The organism is Enterobacter sp. WP_7_1 (assembly GCF_003688535.1).
Classification (GTDB): Bacteria; Pseudomonadota; Gammaproteobacteria; order Enterobacterales; family Enterobacteriaceae; genus Enterobacter; species Enterobacter asburiae.
In genome coordinates this window covers 816,481-830,901 of record NZ_REFK01000001.1, presented here as the reverse complement: position 1 = coordinate 830,901, position 14,421 = coordinate 816,481, and the positions used below count along the sequence as shown (strand labels likewise).

Below are 14,421 nucleotides of genomic sequence, written 5' to 3'. Positions count from 1 at the left end.
CTTAACAACTTACTTCGCCTTCAGGGCGAGCGGGTTCAGCTTCACGTCCTTATAGTAGTTCACCCACGAAGAGTATTTCTCCGGAGCGGACCACACGCGGTAGTGAAGACGCGCCATTGTCACCGGGTCGCTCAACAGCACCAGACGACGGTCGCGGTTGAGTTTTTCCGGGGTCTCGTTAAGCGCCTGCTCAACGTGACGATCGCGGGCAATCTCCAGCACCTGGCTGGCGCGGTGACGCGCCGTCGCCATTGCCGTCGCCAGGGCGTTAAATGACGGGTTAAACACGGCGTGCATGAAGCCGTCATCCAGCGAGCGACTGCGGTTCTGTTCCAGGTAACGATCGGTATCCACCAGCACCTGCGGCGGGGAATACTCTTCCGGGATCAGGAACAGCTTCCAGCGTTTGGTTCGCAGCCCCACCGTTGAACGGCTGGAAATCACGGACACAAACGGCGACAGGATCAGCGAGAAGACAATCGGCGCCAGCCAGAACAGGAAGCGCAGATCCAGCCAGGCCATCCCGGCCGCCCACACCAGACCCAGCAGCAGCTGAGAACCGTGGCGCATAAAGGCTTCACCCCACGGCGTGGAGTCGTCGTCACGCTGCGGTGAGTTCCAGACCACTTCCCAGCCCAGGAACGCACTGACCACAAACACGGTGTGGAACAGCATACGTACCGGCGCCAGCAGGACGGAGAACAGCACTTCCAGCAGCAGCGAAAGGGTCACGCGGAAGAAACCGCCGTACTCTTTCGAGCCTTTGCACCAGATCAGGATGATGCTGAGCAGCTTAGGCAGGAACAGCAGCACCATGGTGGAGGCAAATAGCGCAATCGCCAGCTCCGGACGCCACTGCGGCCACACCGGGAACAGCTGCCGCGGTTGCAGGAAGTATTGCGGCTCCGTCAGGGCATGAACCACCTGTAAGGCAGTCGACAGCGCCAGGAACATAAACCACAGCGGTGCAGAGAGATAGGACATCACGCCGGTCAGGAATACCGCACGGTGAACCGGGTGCATCCCTTTTACCAGGAACAGGCGGAAGTTCATCAGGTTACCGTGACACCAGCGGCGGTCACGTTTGAGCTCGTCCAGCAGGTTTGGAGGCAGCTCTTCGTACGATCCCGGCAGGTCGTAGGCAATCCAGACGCCCCAGCCAGCACGACGCATCAGCGCCGCTTCTACGAAGTCGTGCGACAGAATAGAACCGGCAAACGAACCCTCGCCCGGCAGCGGCGCCAGCGCACAGTGCTCAATGAACGGCTTCACGCGGATAATGGCGTTGTGGCCCCAGTAGTGCGATTCACCCAGCTGCCAGAAGTGCAAACCGGCCGTAAACAGCGGCCCGTAAACACGGGTGGCGAACTGCTGGCAGCGCGCATACAGCGTGTCCATACCGGACGCTTTTGGCGAAGACTGAATGATACCCGCGTTAGGGTTGGCTTCCATCAGACGCACCAGACCGCTCAGGCAGTCTCCGCTCATGACGGAGTCAGCATCCAGCACCACCATGTAGCTGTACTGGTTACCCCAGCGACGGCAGAAGTCATCGATGTTACCGCTTTTACGCTTCACGCGGCGGCGGCGGCGGCGGTAGAAGATCTGGCCTTCACCCTGCACTTCTGCAATCAGCTCCATCCACGCCTTTTGTTCCGCAACGCAGATATCCGGGTTGTAGCTGTCGCTCAGGATGTAAACGTCGAAATGCTCCGCGTTGCCGGTCGCCTTCACGGACTCCCAGGTCGCACGCAGGCCCGCAAATACGCGGTCAACGTCTTCGTTACAGATAGGCATAATCAGCGCGGTACGGTGCTCGGGATTGAGGGGTTCATCCCCGACCGTTGACGCTGAAATGCTGTATTTGTCACGCCCCATGAGCAGCTGCAGGAAGCCCATCAGCGCGGTCCAGAAACCGGCCGAGACCCAGCAGAAGAGAACCGCGAACAGCAGGAGAATGCCGCTCTGCAGGATATACGGCAGCAGCTGCATGAAGGAGACCCAGAGATCCTGGCCCATCATGTCCGTCGGATTGATAAACGCCCAGCCCTGGTAAGGCAGGATGGTTTTCATATACCAGGTCGCGACGACGGTCTGCGCCAGCGTCAGAAGCAGCAGGATATAGCGACGGATTGTCCCGACGGTACGCCATTTCTGTTCGGAAGCCTGCTCTTCTTTCGTCAGGCGCGACAGATAGCGCGGCGTCACATCACGTCCGCGCAGGCGATCCCAAAAGCGACCCACCGGGTTGGTGCGCCATGGATCGGGGAACATTGAGGAACGCGTAGCCTTCGGCATCGCCTGAAGCTGATCGCGTCCTTCATCGTCTTTAATCAACTGCCCTTCCGCCAGCGAGTCCGGCCAGGCCTGCTCCAGACGCGCCTTGACTGACCCGAGCGGCGTATCATCATCACGGGAAAACGTATGATGTTCACCATCCAGCGCGGTGTGAACCGCGCGGATGTCGCTCTTTGGCAGTGCCGCTTTTTCGATATCCGTCAGCGGCATGGCATCAATATATTCAGATGTATTATTCATTGGCAGGTAGCTGATAGCTCCAGGTTTCACTCAGCGGCTGATCGTTACTGACCAGCGCAGCACGCATTTCAGTGGTCTGTTTCGGATCTTTCACTTTCACGCGCAGGGTCAGTCGCCAGCCTTTGGTTACCGGGTTGTAACGCACGGTATTCTCAACGATTTCACCGTTATCACCGATGCTGGCCTGAGCGGCAACGGCGGTGTCCGGTGACAGTTTCTTCATATCCTGGCCTGTGAAGTCCACGACAAACGCCACGGTACCGTCAGGCTGACGGATAAGATTAGACTGCTTCACATCACCCGTTGAGCGGCGAGTCTGCATTACATACGCGTTATCCGGCGCATGCAGCTTATCTTCGTCGCGGCTGAAGGTAATGGTGTACTTGAAGTTCATCTCTTTACCGGCTTCCGGCAGCTGATCCGGCGTCCAGTAAGCGACGATGTTATCGTTGGTTTCGTCGTTGGTTGGAATTTCTACCAGCTCGACCTTGCCTTTACCCCAGTCACCGTTTGGCGTGACCCAGGCGCTTGGACGCTGGTCATAGCGATCGTCCAAATCTTCAAAGCGGGAGAACTGACGACCACGCTGCAGCAGGCCAAAACCTTGCGGGTTTTCCATTGCGAAGCTGCTAACCGCCAGATGTTTGGGGTTATTCAGCGGACGCCAGATCCACTCACCGTTGCCGGCATGAATAGACAGACCGTTGGAGTCGTGCAGTTCCGGGCGGAAGTTGGTAGCCGGAGACGGCTGATTCGGCCCAAACAGGAACATACTGGTCAACGGCGCAACGCCCAGTTTGCCTACTTTATCACGCAGGTAAACCTTGGACTGCACGTCAACTACCGTGTCACGACCCGGCATAATCACAAAGCGATAGGCCCCGGTTGCACGCGGGGAATCCAGCAGCGCATAAATGGTCAGACGCTTATCCGTTGGTTTTGGACGTTCAATCCAGAACTCACGGAAACGTGGGAACTCTTCACCTGATGGCAGCGCGGTATCAATAGCCAGACCACGCGCAGAAAGCCCGTACACCTGCCCCGCGCCAATGACGCGGAAATAGCTGGCTCCAAGCATGCTGACGATTTCGTCGTTTTTATCTTTGCTGTTGATCGGGTAAAGCACCTTAAAGCCTGCGAAGCCCAAGTCTTTCACCGTATCTTTGTCGTGTTGCACATTGCCAAAATTGAAGTAATCCGGACTGTACTTGATCTTACGTACCGCGGTTGCCGTCACTTCATTGATGGCAACAGGCGTGTCGAAGTACATACCCTGATGATAAAATTCAAGCTTGAACGGGGTTTTAATATTGCTCCAGTACGCTTTGTCGTGATTGAACTGGATCTGCTGATAGTCCGCATACTTCATGTCGCGGAAAACGGAGGGCAAGTTACTTTTCGGCGCTTCGTAGCTCTTGCCTGCCATCGATTTTGCCTGTTTTGCGACATCGTCGATGTTAAAGGCCAGTGCCGATGAGGTATACAGTGATAACACCACTGCAGCACCCAACCAACGCATTTTCATCATCTGTGGTTTATGTTTCATAATAAGTAAGCACTTCCCCCTTTGTGTGCTTATATCGATCCGATCCATTTTAATGGAAACTCAGGCAATCCGACAACATTATCACTGCTTTGTTCAGCTGCTGGCTCATGGATTAAGCAAATGAAAGAACCCGCTATTCACTTTGCGTGCTTATCCTGGAGACAGGGTGTCGGTCTTGGTGTAGGGTTGGCTTCGAATGTAACCATTATGAGTCTTAGGGATAAGACGAAAAGTCTGAGAATGCACAACGTTATATGAGCACAACACCAACAGAACGTGAATATTTCCTCGACTCGATCAGGGCCTGGCTGATGCTATTGGGGATCCCCTTTCACATTTCACTGATTTACTCCAGCCACACCTGGCATGTGAATAGCCAGATGCCCTCCTGGTGGCTGACGCTGTTTAATGACTTTATTCACGCCTTCCGTATGCAGGTGTTCTTCGTCATATCCGGCTATTTTTCTTACATGCTGTTTCTGCGATACCCGCTCAAGCGCTGGTGGAAAGTGCGTGTAGAACGCGTGGGGATCCCCATGCTGACCGCAATTCCACTGCTGACGCTGCCTCAGTTCATTATGTTGCAATACGTCAAAGGCAAAGCGGAGAACTGGCCGAATCTGTCGCTGTATGAAAAGTACAATACGCTGGTCTGGGAGCTGGTGTCTCACCTGTGGTTCCTGCTGGTCCTGGTGGTGCTCACAACGGTGAGCCTGTTGATTTTCAGCCGCCTGCGCCGCCATCTGAGTACAAAAGCCGACACTTTCTTCGCCAACGTTACGATGGACAAACTGTCAGTGCTCTTCTTGCTGTTGGGTATTGCCTATGCCGCCGTGCGACGGACGCTGCTTATCGTCTACCCGCCGATTCTGAGCGACGGGTTATTTAATTTTGTGGTGATGCAGTCCCTGTTCTACATTCCGTTCTTTTTAATCGGCGCGCTGGCCTTTATTCATCCGAAGCTTAAATCGCTGTTTGTCACCCCGTCACCGTGGTGCGCGCTGGGGGCCACCCTCGCATTCGCGGCCTATCTGCTGAATCAGCGCTACGGCAGCGGCGATGCATGGATGTATGAAACGGAAAGCGTCATCACTATGCTGCTGGGGCTGTGGATGGTGAACGTGGTATTCGCGCTGGGCCATCGCTTGCTGAACTTTAAGTCCAGTCGCGTGACCTACTTCGTTAATGCGTCACTGTTTATCTATCTGGTGCATCACCCGTTAACGCTTTTCTTCGGGGCTTACATCACACCGCACATCGCCTCCAACACGCTGGGCTTCTTTACCGGGCTGGTGTTTGTTGTAGGGGTGGCGATCGTACTCTACGAAATCCATCTGCGGATCCCGCTCCTGCGCTTCCTCTTTTCAGGAAAACCGCAGGCAAAAGCCTCATAAACCACGCGGCGCACCCGATGCGCCGCGTTTGCTTCAGCTCTCCAGCTCTTGTCTGCGCTGAGTCAGAAGCCGCTGATAAAGATGCGTGGTGTCGTCGTCAAAACAGACAAAAATGACCTTCTCTGGCAGCGGTTTTAACGACAAATAGCGGTAAACCGTTTCTACGGCGATCGTTGCAGCAGCGGCCTTAGGATAACCATACACGCCGGTGCTGATGGCCGGAAACGCCATCGTTTTATAACCGTTGTCGGCGGCCAGCCGCAGACAGTTCCGGTACGCCTCTTCCAGAATACTCGCTTCGTGCTGATCCCCGCCATGCCAGACCGGCCCTACGGCATGAATTACCGCTCTCGCAGGCAGATTGCCCGCCAGCGTAATCACCGCGTGACCGGGAGGACATTCGCCCTGCTGTTGGCGCACGGTTTTACAGGCTTCCAGCAGCTGCGGTCCGGCAGCCCGGTGGATAGCCCCGTCCACGCCGCCCCCTCCCATCAGGGATGGATTGGCCGCATTGACGATGACGTCGACGTGTACTGTCGTAATATCGCCATGAATAATTTCAATTTGCGGTTTCATAAAGCCCCTCTGCAACCCGCCATTTTCTTAAGTGTATCGCAGAGGAGACCGGGAGAAAAAACTATCAGAAAAAATCCTCTTTCACCCCTGGGCGGGAGAGCGCGCATTAGCGATACTGGATTTCGACAACCGCGAGCGTTTTTTCAGGATTAAGATATTTCATATTGAGCGTTGCCACGTTTGAGTCGCTCACTTTCCCGTTAAGCGCCTCTTCATAGCTGACCATACGCGTTTGCATACGGTTATTATCTGGACATGACATGGCAAACTGTTGCTTCTGGGGAGTGACTTCACAGGGGTCGGCGACAATGGCACCGCGAAAATGAATGACACCGCCGTCAACAACCGTGGCCGAATAAGCCGGGATACTCAAAGCAGAAACGACCAGACCCAGACCTGCCACGAGTCGAGCAAAATAGTTGTTCATAATAGGTACTCCTCAATGAAAATCGTCCATGAGGGGTAAACGCGCTTCATTTATTAGGGCAAACGAAGTTTCACGTTACGGAACATAACGACCTGGTCCCTGATATCAGCATAGCTCAACGGCCCAGACCCGCCACATTCACAACCTATTGATTTAATGGGTTTTCATAGAGAACGTTCCGCTGGCGACCACTGTTGTGATAAATGTAGCGATTTACCGTCTGAAACGGTGACAACGATTTTTACCGTGTCTCCCGCATTAATATTTAAACTCAGACGCATTAAATCAATCGTCTGATTAGCGGGTATAAAAAGTGTGTTTTGCTGCCGGGAAGAACTTTGCCCCCCCTGCCCTTCTCGTAAAGAAATAATCTGAACCTGACAATCGCACGACTGCGCCAGAGTGACCTGAGGAATAATGGTGGTCATATTTTCCTGCTGTGACGTTTTGAAGGTGATCTGGCTGGAAAGCGCGGCAAGGAGAATTAAGGTATTCATGATGAACTCCCGAAAAAAAACAGGGCATCAGCCCTGTTTTTTTGTAGCACAGATTTCAGTATCAGTACTGATGAGCTGTCGCGTGGTTACCAAAGCCGATCTGGGTCACGTTAACAGTCGAGTTGGAAGCAGTCTGATCTACGAGTGCACCGTTAAAGCCGCCGGTCTGGCTAACATTCATAACGGATTTTTTACTGTTCCACTGATCAAGTGTCGCACTGTTGCCAAAACCTTTCTGGGACAGGTTGATTTTACTATCATCAGAACCCTGACCAACGTCAGCGCCGTTACCGCCACCTTTCTGGCTAATATTCAGGACAGAATTTCTGGCGTCTGTCTGCAGAGCTACCGCTGAGTTACCGCCACCGTCCTGATAAATATTCAGGGTGGAATTTGGGCCACTGTATCCGCCATGACCATGTCCATGACCCCAGCCGCCCTGATTAATAGAACCCGCCATAGCACTACCAGAAACTACGATTGCTGCAAGCGCTGCCACTTTGAGAAATTTCATGGTAAACCCCCATCGGATTGATTAAAGTCGTCGCCAACGCGCTAATGTTGAATAACGTTAATCGCCATTTGCGACTGTTTCTGCACTACAACTGCGGTTTTCTGCGTACCGTACTGCGTAATATTTGCTCTATTACCCGACCCTTTCTGGATAATTTTCGCGCTATTACCGTATCCATCTTGCGTAATACCTGCATCATTCGCGTTACCGCTCTGATCGATCCAGGCAATATTGTAACCCCCTGATTGATCAACTCTCGCTCTGTTACCTACCCCATCCTGGGATACAATGGATAAGAGTCTTGAACCGTCCTGGCTAACCTCAGCGTTATTGAAAACGCCCCGTTGACCAATAATGGCTGCCTGATTTAGTGATGAAAGACTTAATTCGTTAACCGCAAAGTTATATTCAGAATTTGCCAAATCTGAATTCGCTGCGGTTACAAATCCAGGCGCACCCAGTAATGTAAACATCATAATTAACGATGCGTTTTTCATGTTGTCACCCTGGACCTGGCTATTTAATCGTTCCATAACCCTTTAACAATGTTACTTGTTAAAACGACTCGTACTGTGTTAACGCGTCGTTACGGTGAAGAGTATGTCCGCTGAAACATTTTAAATATCTCACCCGCGCGGCTTATTTTTATTTATCGGCTCACCACAAAGTCGTAATTTACATCAAAAATCACTTTAATCAGGCCAGCTTATATTTTTTATTAAAGGCGTTTTGCGAAAGTGTTGTACATCGAGACGAAGGCTGTCCACGCTTCATCCCGCGTTGCTTAAACGTAACGGCTGGGGATCATTTTTTCATCGCGTGACACGAAGCCTGTTTTCTTAAGCCAGACAGCAGCTCATTCGCGGGCTTAGAAATAATCGGTAACTCATACTTAATTACATCGATACAAAAATAATAAATAATTATAAAAATCAAATAGATGAAAATATTTGTATGATTTTTAAAATCTGTGCACTTCTATTTACGTGTACAACTTTCTCATCAATTATCGCGATTCACGACAAGTGATTTTAACAAATTAATATTGATTTTTACATTATGTTACACGTTTAACACTTGCTTTAAACTTCGTAAAAGCTAGATTGAAATTAGATGTACGAAATTGGTTTTATATTTACCTCCCTGTGGAGGTTATGGTCTGATTCTACACACAGCAGTGCAACATCTGTCAGTACTTCTGGTGTCCTCTTTTAAACAGGAGGACAGCTGCCAGGTGCCAAAAAAAGTGGGGTTTCATCATGTATAATGAAGTCCATAGTTTACATGGTCATACATTACTGTTGATCACAAAACCTTCTTTGCAAGCGACAGCTTTATTACAACATTTAAAGCAATCTTTATCATTGAACGGGAAATTGCATAATATTCAACGTTCTTTTGATGATATTGCACCTGGCAGCATCATTCTTTTCGATATGATGGAAGCTGATAAAAAGCTTATCCATTACTGGCAGGATATTTTAAGCAGGAAAAACAATAATATCCGCGTGCTATTGTTGAATACGCCTGATGAATATCCTTTCAGGGATATTGAAAGCTGGCCGCATATCAATGGCGTGTTCTACGTCACGGAAGAAGAAGACCGGGTGGTAGAGGGGCTGCAAGGTATATTGCGCGGAGAATGTTATTTTTCGCAAAAGCTTGCCAGCTATCTCATCACGCACTCCGGAAATTATCGCTATAACAGCTCAGAGTCAGCCCTGCTCACGCACCGTGAGAAAGAGATCCTGAACAAGTTACGCATTGGTGCTTCAAATATTGAAATCGCCCGTTCGTTATTTATCAGCGAAAATACGGTAAAGACGCACCTTTATAATCTTTTCAAGAAGATAGCTGTGAAAAACCGAACTCAGGCTGTTTCGTGGGCAAACGATAACCTCAGGCGTTAATCACATGAAGCGCACGTTGAGTTGGATCGCCGCAGCGAGTTTCCTGCTCGCTGCCGGGAATCTGAAGGCCGTCGAGGTCGAAGTTCCCGGATTGTTAACAGACCACACTGTCTCATCGGTCGGGCACAGTTTTTACCGTGCCTTCAGTGACAAATGGGACAGTACCTATACGGGTAATATAACAATCAACGAGCGGCCCAGTGCACGATGGGGAAGTTGGATAACAATAACGGCTAATCAGAACGTTATTTATCAAACGTTTTTATTCCCGACCAAAATAGACTTCGATAAAAACGTCGTCTTAGCACTGGAACAATCAGAAGACGCTATTAATCGCCTGCAAATAGATAAAGCCCTATTAAGCACCAGCGATTTAGCAAAAGACGAGTTCTAGCGAACCGATATGCGGAGGCTGTCATGCGTATTGCATATGCAGTTGTTTCGATAATGCTGATAACACCCATCAGCTGGGCCGGAAACATGACGTTTCAGTTCCGTAACCCTAACTTTGGCGGTAACCCTAATAACGGCGCGTTCCTGCTGAACGAAGCCCAGGCGCAAAACTCCTATAAGGATCCGAGCTTAAAGGATTTTAGCATTGATACCCCGTCCGCACTGGACAACTTCACTCAGGCTATCCAGTCGCAGATTTTAGGCGGGTTACTGACCAACATTAATACCGGTAAACCAGGCCGGATGGTGACCAACGACTTTATCGTTGATATCGCCAACACGGACGGACAGCTTCAGTTGAACGTGACCGATCGTAAAACCGGAAGAATCTCCACCATTCAGGTTTCCGGTCTACAAAGTAATTCAACTGACTTTTAAACAATAGCTAAATAAGGACAACGATCATGCAGCGCTTCCTGATATTTGTTGCAGTGTGCTTATTGAGCGGTTGTTTAACTGCTCCACCTAAAGAAGCTGCAAAACCTACATTAATGCCTCGGGCCCAGAGTTATCGTGATTTAACGCATTTACCTGCTCCAACGGGGAAAATATTTGTCTCCGTATACAACATTCAGGATGAAACCGGGCAATTTAAACCTTACCCGGCAAGTAACTTCTCCACGGCCGTGCCGCAAAGCGCCACCGCGATGCTGGTTACCGCGCTCAAGGATTCGCACTGGTTTATTCCGCTGGAACGTCAGGGTCTCCAGAACCTGTTGAATGAACGGAAAATCATTCGCGCCGCACAGGAAAATGGTACCGTCGCGGCCAATAACCGAACGCCTCTGGAATCTCTGGCAGCAGCGAACGTGATGATTGAAGGATCGATTATTGGCTACGAAAGTAACGTTAAATCGGGTGGTGCGGGAGCACGTTACTTCGGTATCGGTGCGGATACCCAGTATCAGCTCGACCAAATCGCCGTTAACCTGCGTGTGGTTAACGTCAGTACAGGCGAAGTGCTCTCTTCGGTGAACACCAGCAAAACCATTCTGTCTTATGAAGTTCAGGCTGGGGTATTCCGCTTCATCGATTACCAGCGTTTGCTGGAAGGTGAAATCGGCTACACCTCTAACGAACCGGTGATGATGTGTCTGATGTCAGCCATTGAAACCGGCGTGATCTACTTAATTAACGACGGTATAGACCGCGGGCTGTGGGATCTGCAAAACAAAGCAGACGTGCAGAACCCGATCCTGGTGAAATACCGCGATATGTCAGTCCCTCCGGAATCCTGACAGGAAGCGCATAAAAAAGGCGAGATGATTATCTCGCCTTTTTTTATTCGCTCACTGCCGTGATGTTTTGCGCTTTTTCCCGCCGCGACGCCAGCCATAGTCCGCTGTTTTTCATGGCATAGCCAAACAGCAACCCCAGCGCCAGCGAAGGGACTACCTGCTTCCAGTCACCCTGCCCTGCAAAGGTCGCACATGCCCCCATAAAGGTTCCCGGCACAAATGAAAGCAGAAGATGCCTGGCCTGGATGCACATTAAAAAGGCGACGACACCCGTCATGACGTATCCCAGGATTTCCAGATGCGGCGCCAGCGCGCTGCCTTTCACGATCACCAGCGCCCAGATAACACCGCTCATCAGCGTGCAGCCAGAGATAAACAGCCCTTTGACGCCCCCCTGCGGACAGGCGAAATAGGCGGTACAGCCGAGGAACCCGGCCCAGCTGAGCAATCCGAGAGACACGGCCACCCATCCCCAGAGCCCGGAGAGAATACCTGTCGTTATTGCGATACAAAGTAATATGTTCATGGCGCGCATCATAGCAGAAGCGCACCATAGAAATGAGATCGACAGCACATTACGTGCAAGTTTGAATGTTGAGTTGCAGAATTTATGTGATTTGAATCACTCTTCGTTCTCTTCTTCCAGCTCATCCCACATCGCCGCGATAGCATCGCGGGTCAGCGGGGCAAGCGTTCTCCAGAATGGCGAGGTGGCATGCGCTTCGACTTTGCCCAGGAATGTCCCGACCCACGGCAGCAGGTACGTTTCGAACAGGATTTCGATGGCTTCGTTCTCATCATCACCGGCGTTGTCTTCGATCCAGGATGCCGCCAGCAGCAGCGTACCGATATGATCGGCTGGCGTATCGCTCAGCGGCATACCGCGCGTGGAGAGGAACGCGCGGACTTCCGCTTCCGTAGCCCCTTCCTGCCAGGCTGAACGGTATGGCGAAACGCGGCACTCATCGCCAACGAACAGCGCATTGTAGTCCGTCGCGATCTGCTGCATGTCGCAGCTTTTTTGCAGACGTTCCAGTAAATCATCCTGTTCCAGCGGCCAGTTCTGCGCCAGTTTGCCTTCGCGAATTAACGTAAAGAGCGGAACCAACAGCGGGTCTTGCGGCTGGCGATAATAGAGCGTACCCAGCACGCGGCAGAGGATGGAAAACTCGTTCATTTTTATGATTCCATTACACAGTTAAAGATCGGCAAATTCGGCAATCGGCTCCACTCCGCGCGACTCGAGGAAATCGAGCATGCGGCGTGGGGTCACGTTCAGGATTTGCGCTTCCGGGAAGTTAACATCATTCAGCACTTTCAGGCACTCGCTGAAATCACCCAGCGTAAACGCGGTATGAGAATCGGACCCCAGCGCCACCATCCCGCCCGCGTCACGCACGGCGGCCGCCACTTCGCGACAGTTGGCTTCGCTGCCCTTACGCGAGTGAACAAAGGAGGAGTTATTAATCTCCAGCGCCACGCGGTGCTTCGCTGCCGCCTGCGCGACAGCCTGAATATCAATCGGGTACCTCGGGTTGCCGGGGTGGCTGATAATGTGCACATTGCCGCTGGCAATGGTGGCAATCATCGCCGCGGTGTTGGTGTCTTTATCCTGAGGCGGGAAAACCGGCTCATGGAAACCGGCGAGAATAAGATCAAGTGAGGTCAGCATCGGGCCGGTGCAGTCGATCTCACCGTCGGTATTTTTGATGTTCGCCTCAATGCCGCGCAGTATCCCAATGCCGTCCACCAGGCGTGGCCAGATCCGCATATTCACAAAATGCCAGTAGTGCGGCGCATCCGCCATGTCCGGGCCATGATCGGTGATCGCGAACAGCTTGATGCCTTTAAGCTTCGCCTGGGCGATATAATCATGGAGGTTGCTATACGCGTGGGTGCTGGCGACGGTGTGCATATGCAGGTCAACGGGATACATCTCTCTCTCCTCTGCGGTTTTTCCAAAGGATAGCAGTTATCAGCGGCGAATATTAGCAAAAACCCGGCAAACGCCGGGTTTCTCTCAGTAGCCGCGCTGTCTGTCGACCTGTCCGGTGACCGCGTTACCCTTTTCCATTTCGCTGATGGTATGGGAGATATACGCCACCGCTTCTGCCGGACGCGTCACGGCAGCCACGTGCGGGGTCATCGCGACGCGCGGGTGCGCCCACAGCGGGCTTTCCACCGGCAGCGGCTCACGGCTATAGACATCCAGCATGGCGCCTTTGAGCTTTCCGCTATCCAGCGCCTTCAGCAGATCGCCTTCCACGACATGGACCCCGCGCGCGAGGTTCATCAGGTAGCTCTGGTCGAGGAGCTGGTTGAGCAGGGCTTCATTGATGATCCCTACCGTTTCCGCCGTGTTTGGCAGCAGGTTAATAAGCACGCGCGTGCCTTTCAGAAAGGTCGGAAGCTCATCCGTTCCGGCAAAGCTCTCTACGCCCGGATAATCCTTGCGGCTGCGGCTCCAGCAGCGCAGCGGGAAGCCCCACGGGGCGAGCGCTTCGGCCACTTTTGAGCCCAGCACGCCCGCACCGAGGATGCCGATCGTAAAGTCTTCGCGACGGTAATCCGGAAGCGGTTCCCAGTGGGCCCGCTGTTTAAATAGCTGATAATCATCGAAGCGGCGGAACCAGTGCAGTACCTGGCTCACGGCATACTCCTGCATCTGCTGGCCCATTCCGGTATCTTCCAGGCGGAAAAGGGGGACGTCTTCCGGCAGCATTTCAGGATGTGCCTTCAGTTTGCTCAGAATGGAATCCACGCCGGCTCCCAGGGCAAAAACGGCCTTCAGCGTGCGGCCCTGGAGCATTTCTACCGGAGGATGCCAGACCAGCGCATAGTCAGCATGTTCATTATCGCCACGCTTCCACTCGCGAACGCGTGCGCCGGGTAACGCCGCCGAAAGCGCCTTGATCCAGTATGCCGTATCAAACGTGGGGTGATAGAAAAGTATATCCATAGTCATTCCTGCCTTTTATTGCGCTGATTTATTTTGCTTTTTCACTGGATTGTCAGCATAACAAATTTATAGCGCGACTGTGCTGCTGATAAAAAAGACGCTTTCAGCACATTTAAGAATCATGTTGCCTGAAGTTTGTCTAAACGCGCTAAATTACTGAAAAAGTGAGTTGACGGCAGTTCGGCTTTTCCTTACATTAGCGCCCGTCCCGGCAACAACGGGATGACAATATGGTGAGGTGTCCGAGTGGCTGAAGGAGCACGCCTGGAAAGTGTGTATACGGCAACGTATCGGGGGTTCGAATCCCCCCCTCACCGCCATATTTAAAGAAGAGCTCGCATGAAAATGCGGGCTTTTTTTTTCGCATGT

General features: G+C 52.0%; 16 protein-coding genes and 1 tRNA gene. 6 read left to right on the top strand and 11 right to left on the bottom strand.

Annotation, left to right across the window (positions count from 1 at the left end; genetic code table 11):
* Window positions 1-9: 9 nt before the first annotated feature.
* Both mdoH and mdoG read right to left on the bottom strand, forming a co-directional pair.
* Window positions 10-2,538, bottom strand: a complete 2,529-nt coding sequence (mdoH, locus tag BJ885_RS04075; protein ID WP_023311116.1) for a glucans biosynthesis glucosyltransferase MdoH — start codon at window positions 2,536-2,538, stop codon at window positions 10-12.
* Window positions 2,531-4,084 carry a glucans biosynthesis protein MdoG gene (gene mdoG / locus BJ885_RS04070; protein WP_021240787.1) on the bottom strand — a complete coding sequence of 518 codons (1,554 nt, stop codon included), beginning with the start codon at window positions 4,082-4,084 and terminating at the stop codon, window positions 2,531-2,533. The genes mdoH and mdoG overlap by 8 nt, the downstream gene beginning before the upstream one ends.
* 254 nt (window positions 4,085-4,338) lie before the next feature.
* On the opposite strand from mdoG, the gene mdoC reads away from it, so the two are divergent.
* A complete protein-coding gene (gene mdoC, locus BJ885_RS04060) occupies window positions 4,339-5,478 on the top strand; it encodes a glucans biosynthesis protein MdoC (RefSeq protein ID WP_121931243.1) in 1,140 nt (379 codons plus the stop codon).
* A gap of 33 nt (window positions 5,479-5,511) precedes the next feature.
* Here mdoC and ymdB read toward each other — a convergent pair whose 3' ends face one another.
* The 5 genes from ymdB to csgB form a co-directional block, all read right to left on the bottom strand.
* The gene (gene ymdB, locus BJ885_RS04055; protein ID WP_023311113.1) at window positions 5,512-6,054 is read right to left on the bottom strand and encodes an O-acetyl-ADP-ribose deacetylase; all 543 of its coding nucleotides are present in this window, start codon (window positions 6,052-6,054) and stop codon (window positions 5,512-5,514) included.
* A gap of 106 nt (window positions 6,055-6,160) precedes the next feature.
* The gene (locus tag BJ885_RS04050; protein WP_047648111.1) at window positions 6,161-6,481 is read right to left on the bottom strand and encodes a type 1 fimbrial protein; all 321 of its coding nucleotides are present in this window, start codon (window positions 6,479-6,481) and stop codon (window positions 6,161-6,163) included.
* A gap of 164 nt (window positions 6,482-6,645) precedes the next feature.
* Complete coding sequence (gene csgC, locus BJ885_RS04045) at window positions 6,646-6,978, bottom strand: curli assembly chaperone CsgC (protein ID WP_029739997.1); 333 nt, start codon at window positions 6,976-6,978, stop codon at window positions 6,646-6,648.
* Between the two features lie 61 nt (window positions 6,979-7,039).
* Window positions 7,040-7,492, bottom strand: a complete 453-nt coding sequence (csgA, locus tag BJ885_RS04040; RefSeq protein ID WP_029739998.1) for a curli major subunit CsgA — start codon at window positions 7,490-7,492, stop codon at window positions 7,040-7,042.
* 41 nt (window positions 7,493-7,533) lie between these two features.
* Window positions 7,534-7,989, bottom strand: coding sequence for a curli minor subunit CsgB (csgB, locus tag BJ885_RS04035; RefSeq protein WP_029739999.1), 456 nt, complete (start codon window positions 7,987-7,989; stop codon window positions 7,534-7,536).
* A 762-nt stretch (window positions 7,990-8,751) separates the two neighbouring features.
* Here csgB and csgD point away from each other — a divergent pair.
* Genes csgD through csgG form a run of 4 tightly spaced genes read left to right on the top strand, consistent with a single transcriptional unit; the run spans window position 8,752 to window position 11,093 of the window.
* On the top strand, window positions 8,752-9,402 hold the full coding sequence (csgD, locus tag BJ885_RS04030) for a biofilm master transcriptional regulator CsgD (RefSeq protein ID WP_021240790.1): 651 nt from the start codon (window positions 8,752-8,754) through the stop codon (window positions 9,400-9,402).
* 4 nt (window positions 9,403-9,406) lie between these two features.
* The gene (gene csgE / locus BJ885_RS04025) at window positions 9,407-9,796 is read left to right on the top strand and encodes a curli production assembly/transport protein CsgE (RefSeq protein ID WP_047648113.1); all 390 of its coding nucleotides are present in this window, start codon (window positions 9,407-9,409) and stop codon (window positions 9,794-9,796) included.
* A gap of 23 nt (window positions 9,797-9,819) precedes the next feature.
* Window positions 9,820-10,233, top strand: coding sequence for a curli production assembly/transport protein CsgF (gene csgF / locus BJ885_RS04020; protein WP_023311106.1), 414 nt, complete (start codon window positions 9,820-9,822; stop codon window positions 10,231-10,233).
* A 26-nt stretch (window positions 10,234-10,259) separates the two neighbouring features.
* Window positions 10,260-11,093 carry a curli production assembly/transport protein CsgG gene (csgG, locus tag BJ885_RS04015; RefSeq protein WP_024908984.1) on the top strand — a complete coding sequence of 278 codons (834 nt, stop codon included), beginning with the start codon at window positions 10,260-10,262 and terminating at the stop codon, window positions 11,091-11,093.
* A gap of 43 nt (window positions 11,094-11,136) precedes the next feature.
* Here the strand turns inward: csgG and BJ885_RS04010 are convergent, their stop codons facing one another.
* The 4 genes from BJ885_RS04010 to ghrA all read right to left on the bottom strand — a co-directional run bounded on the left by BJ885_RS04010 (window position 11,137) and on the right by ghrA (window position 14,052).
* Window positions 11,137-11,619: a DUF1097 domain-containing protein gene (locus BJ885_RS04010; RefSeq protein ID WP_133550280.1), complete on the bottom strand. Its 483-nt coding sequence runs from the start codon at window positions 11,617-11,619 to the stop codon at window positions 11,137-11,139.
* Between the two features lie 96 nt (window positions 11,620-11,715).
* Window positions 11,716-12,270 (bottom strand): molecular chaperone, encoded by a 555-nt coding sequence (locus BJ885_RS04005; RefSeq protein WP_059346472.1) that lies wholly within the window; start codon window positions 12,268-12,270, stop codon window positions 11,716-11,718.
* Between the two features lie 21 nt (window positions 12,271-12,291).
* On the bottom strand, window positions 12,292-13,029 hold the full coding sequence (locus BJ885_RS04000; RefSeq protein ID WP_054830150.1) for a phosphatase: 738 nt from the start codon (window positions 13,027-13,029) through the stop codon (window positions 12,292-12,294).
* An 84-nt stretch (window positions 13,030-13,113) separates the two neighbouring features.
* The gene (gene ghrA / locus BJ885_RS03995; RefSeq protein WP_121931242.1) at window positions 13,114-14,052 is read right to left on the bottom strand and encodes a glyoxylate/hydroxypyruvate reductase GhrA; all 939 of its coding nucleotides are present in this window, start codon (window positions 14,050-14,052) and stop codon (window positions 13,114-13,116) included.
* A gap of 232 nt (window positions 14,053-14,284) precedes the next feature.
* On the opposite strand from ghrA, the gene BJ885_RS03990 reads away from it, so the two are divergent.
* Window positions 14,285-14,372, top strand: a tRNA-Ser gene (locus BJ885_RS03990).
* Window positions 14,373-14,421 lie beyond the last annotated feature (49 nt).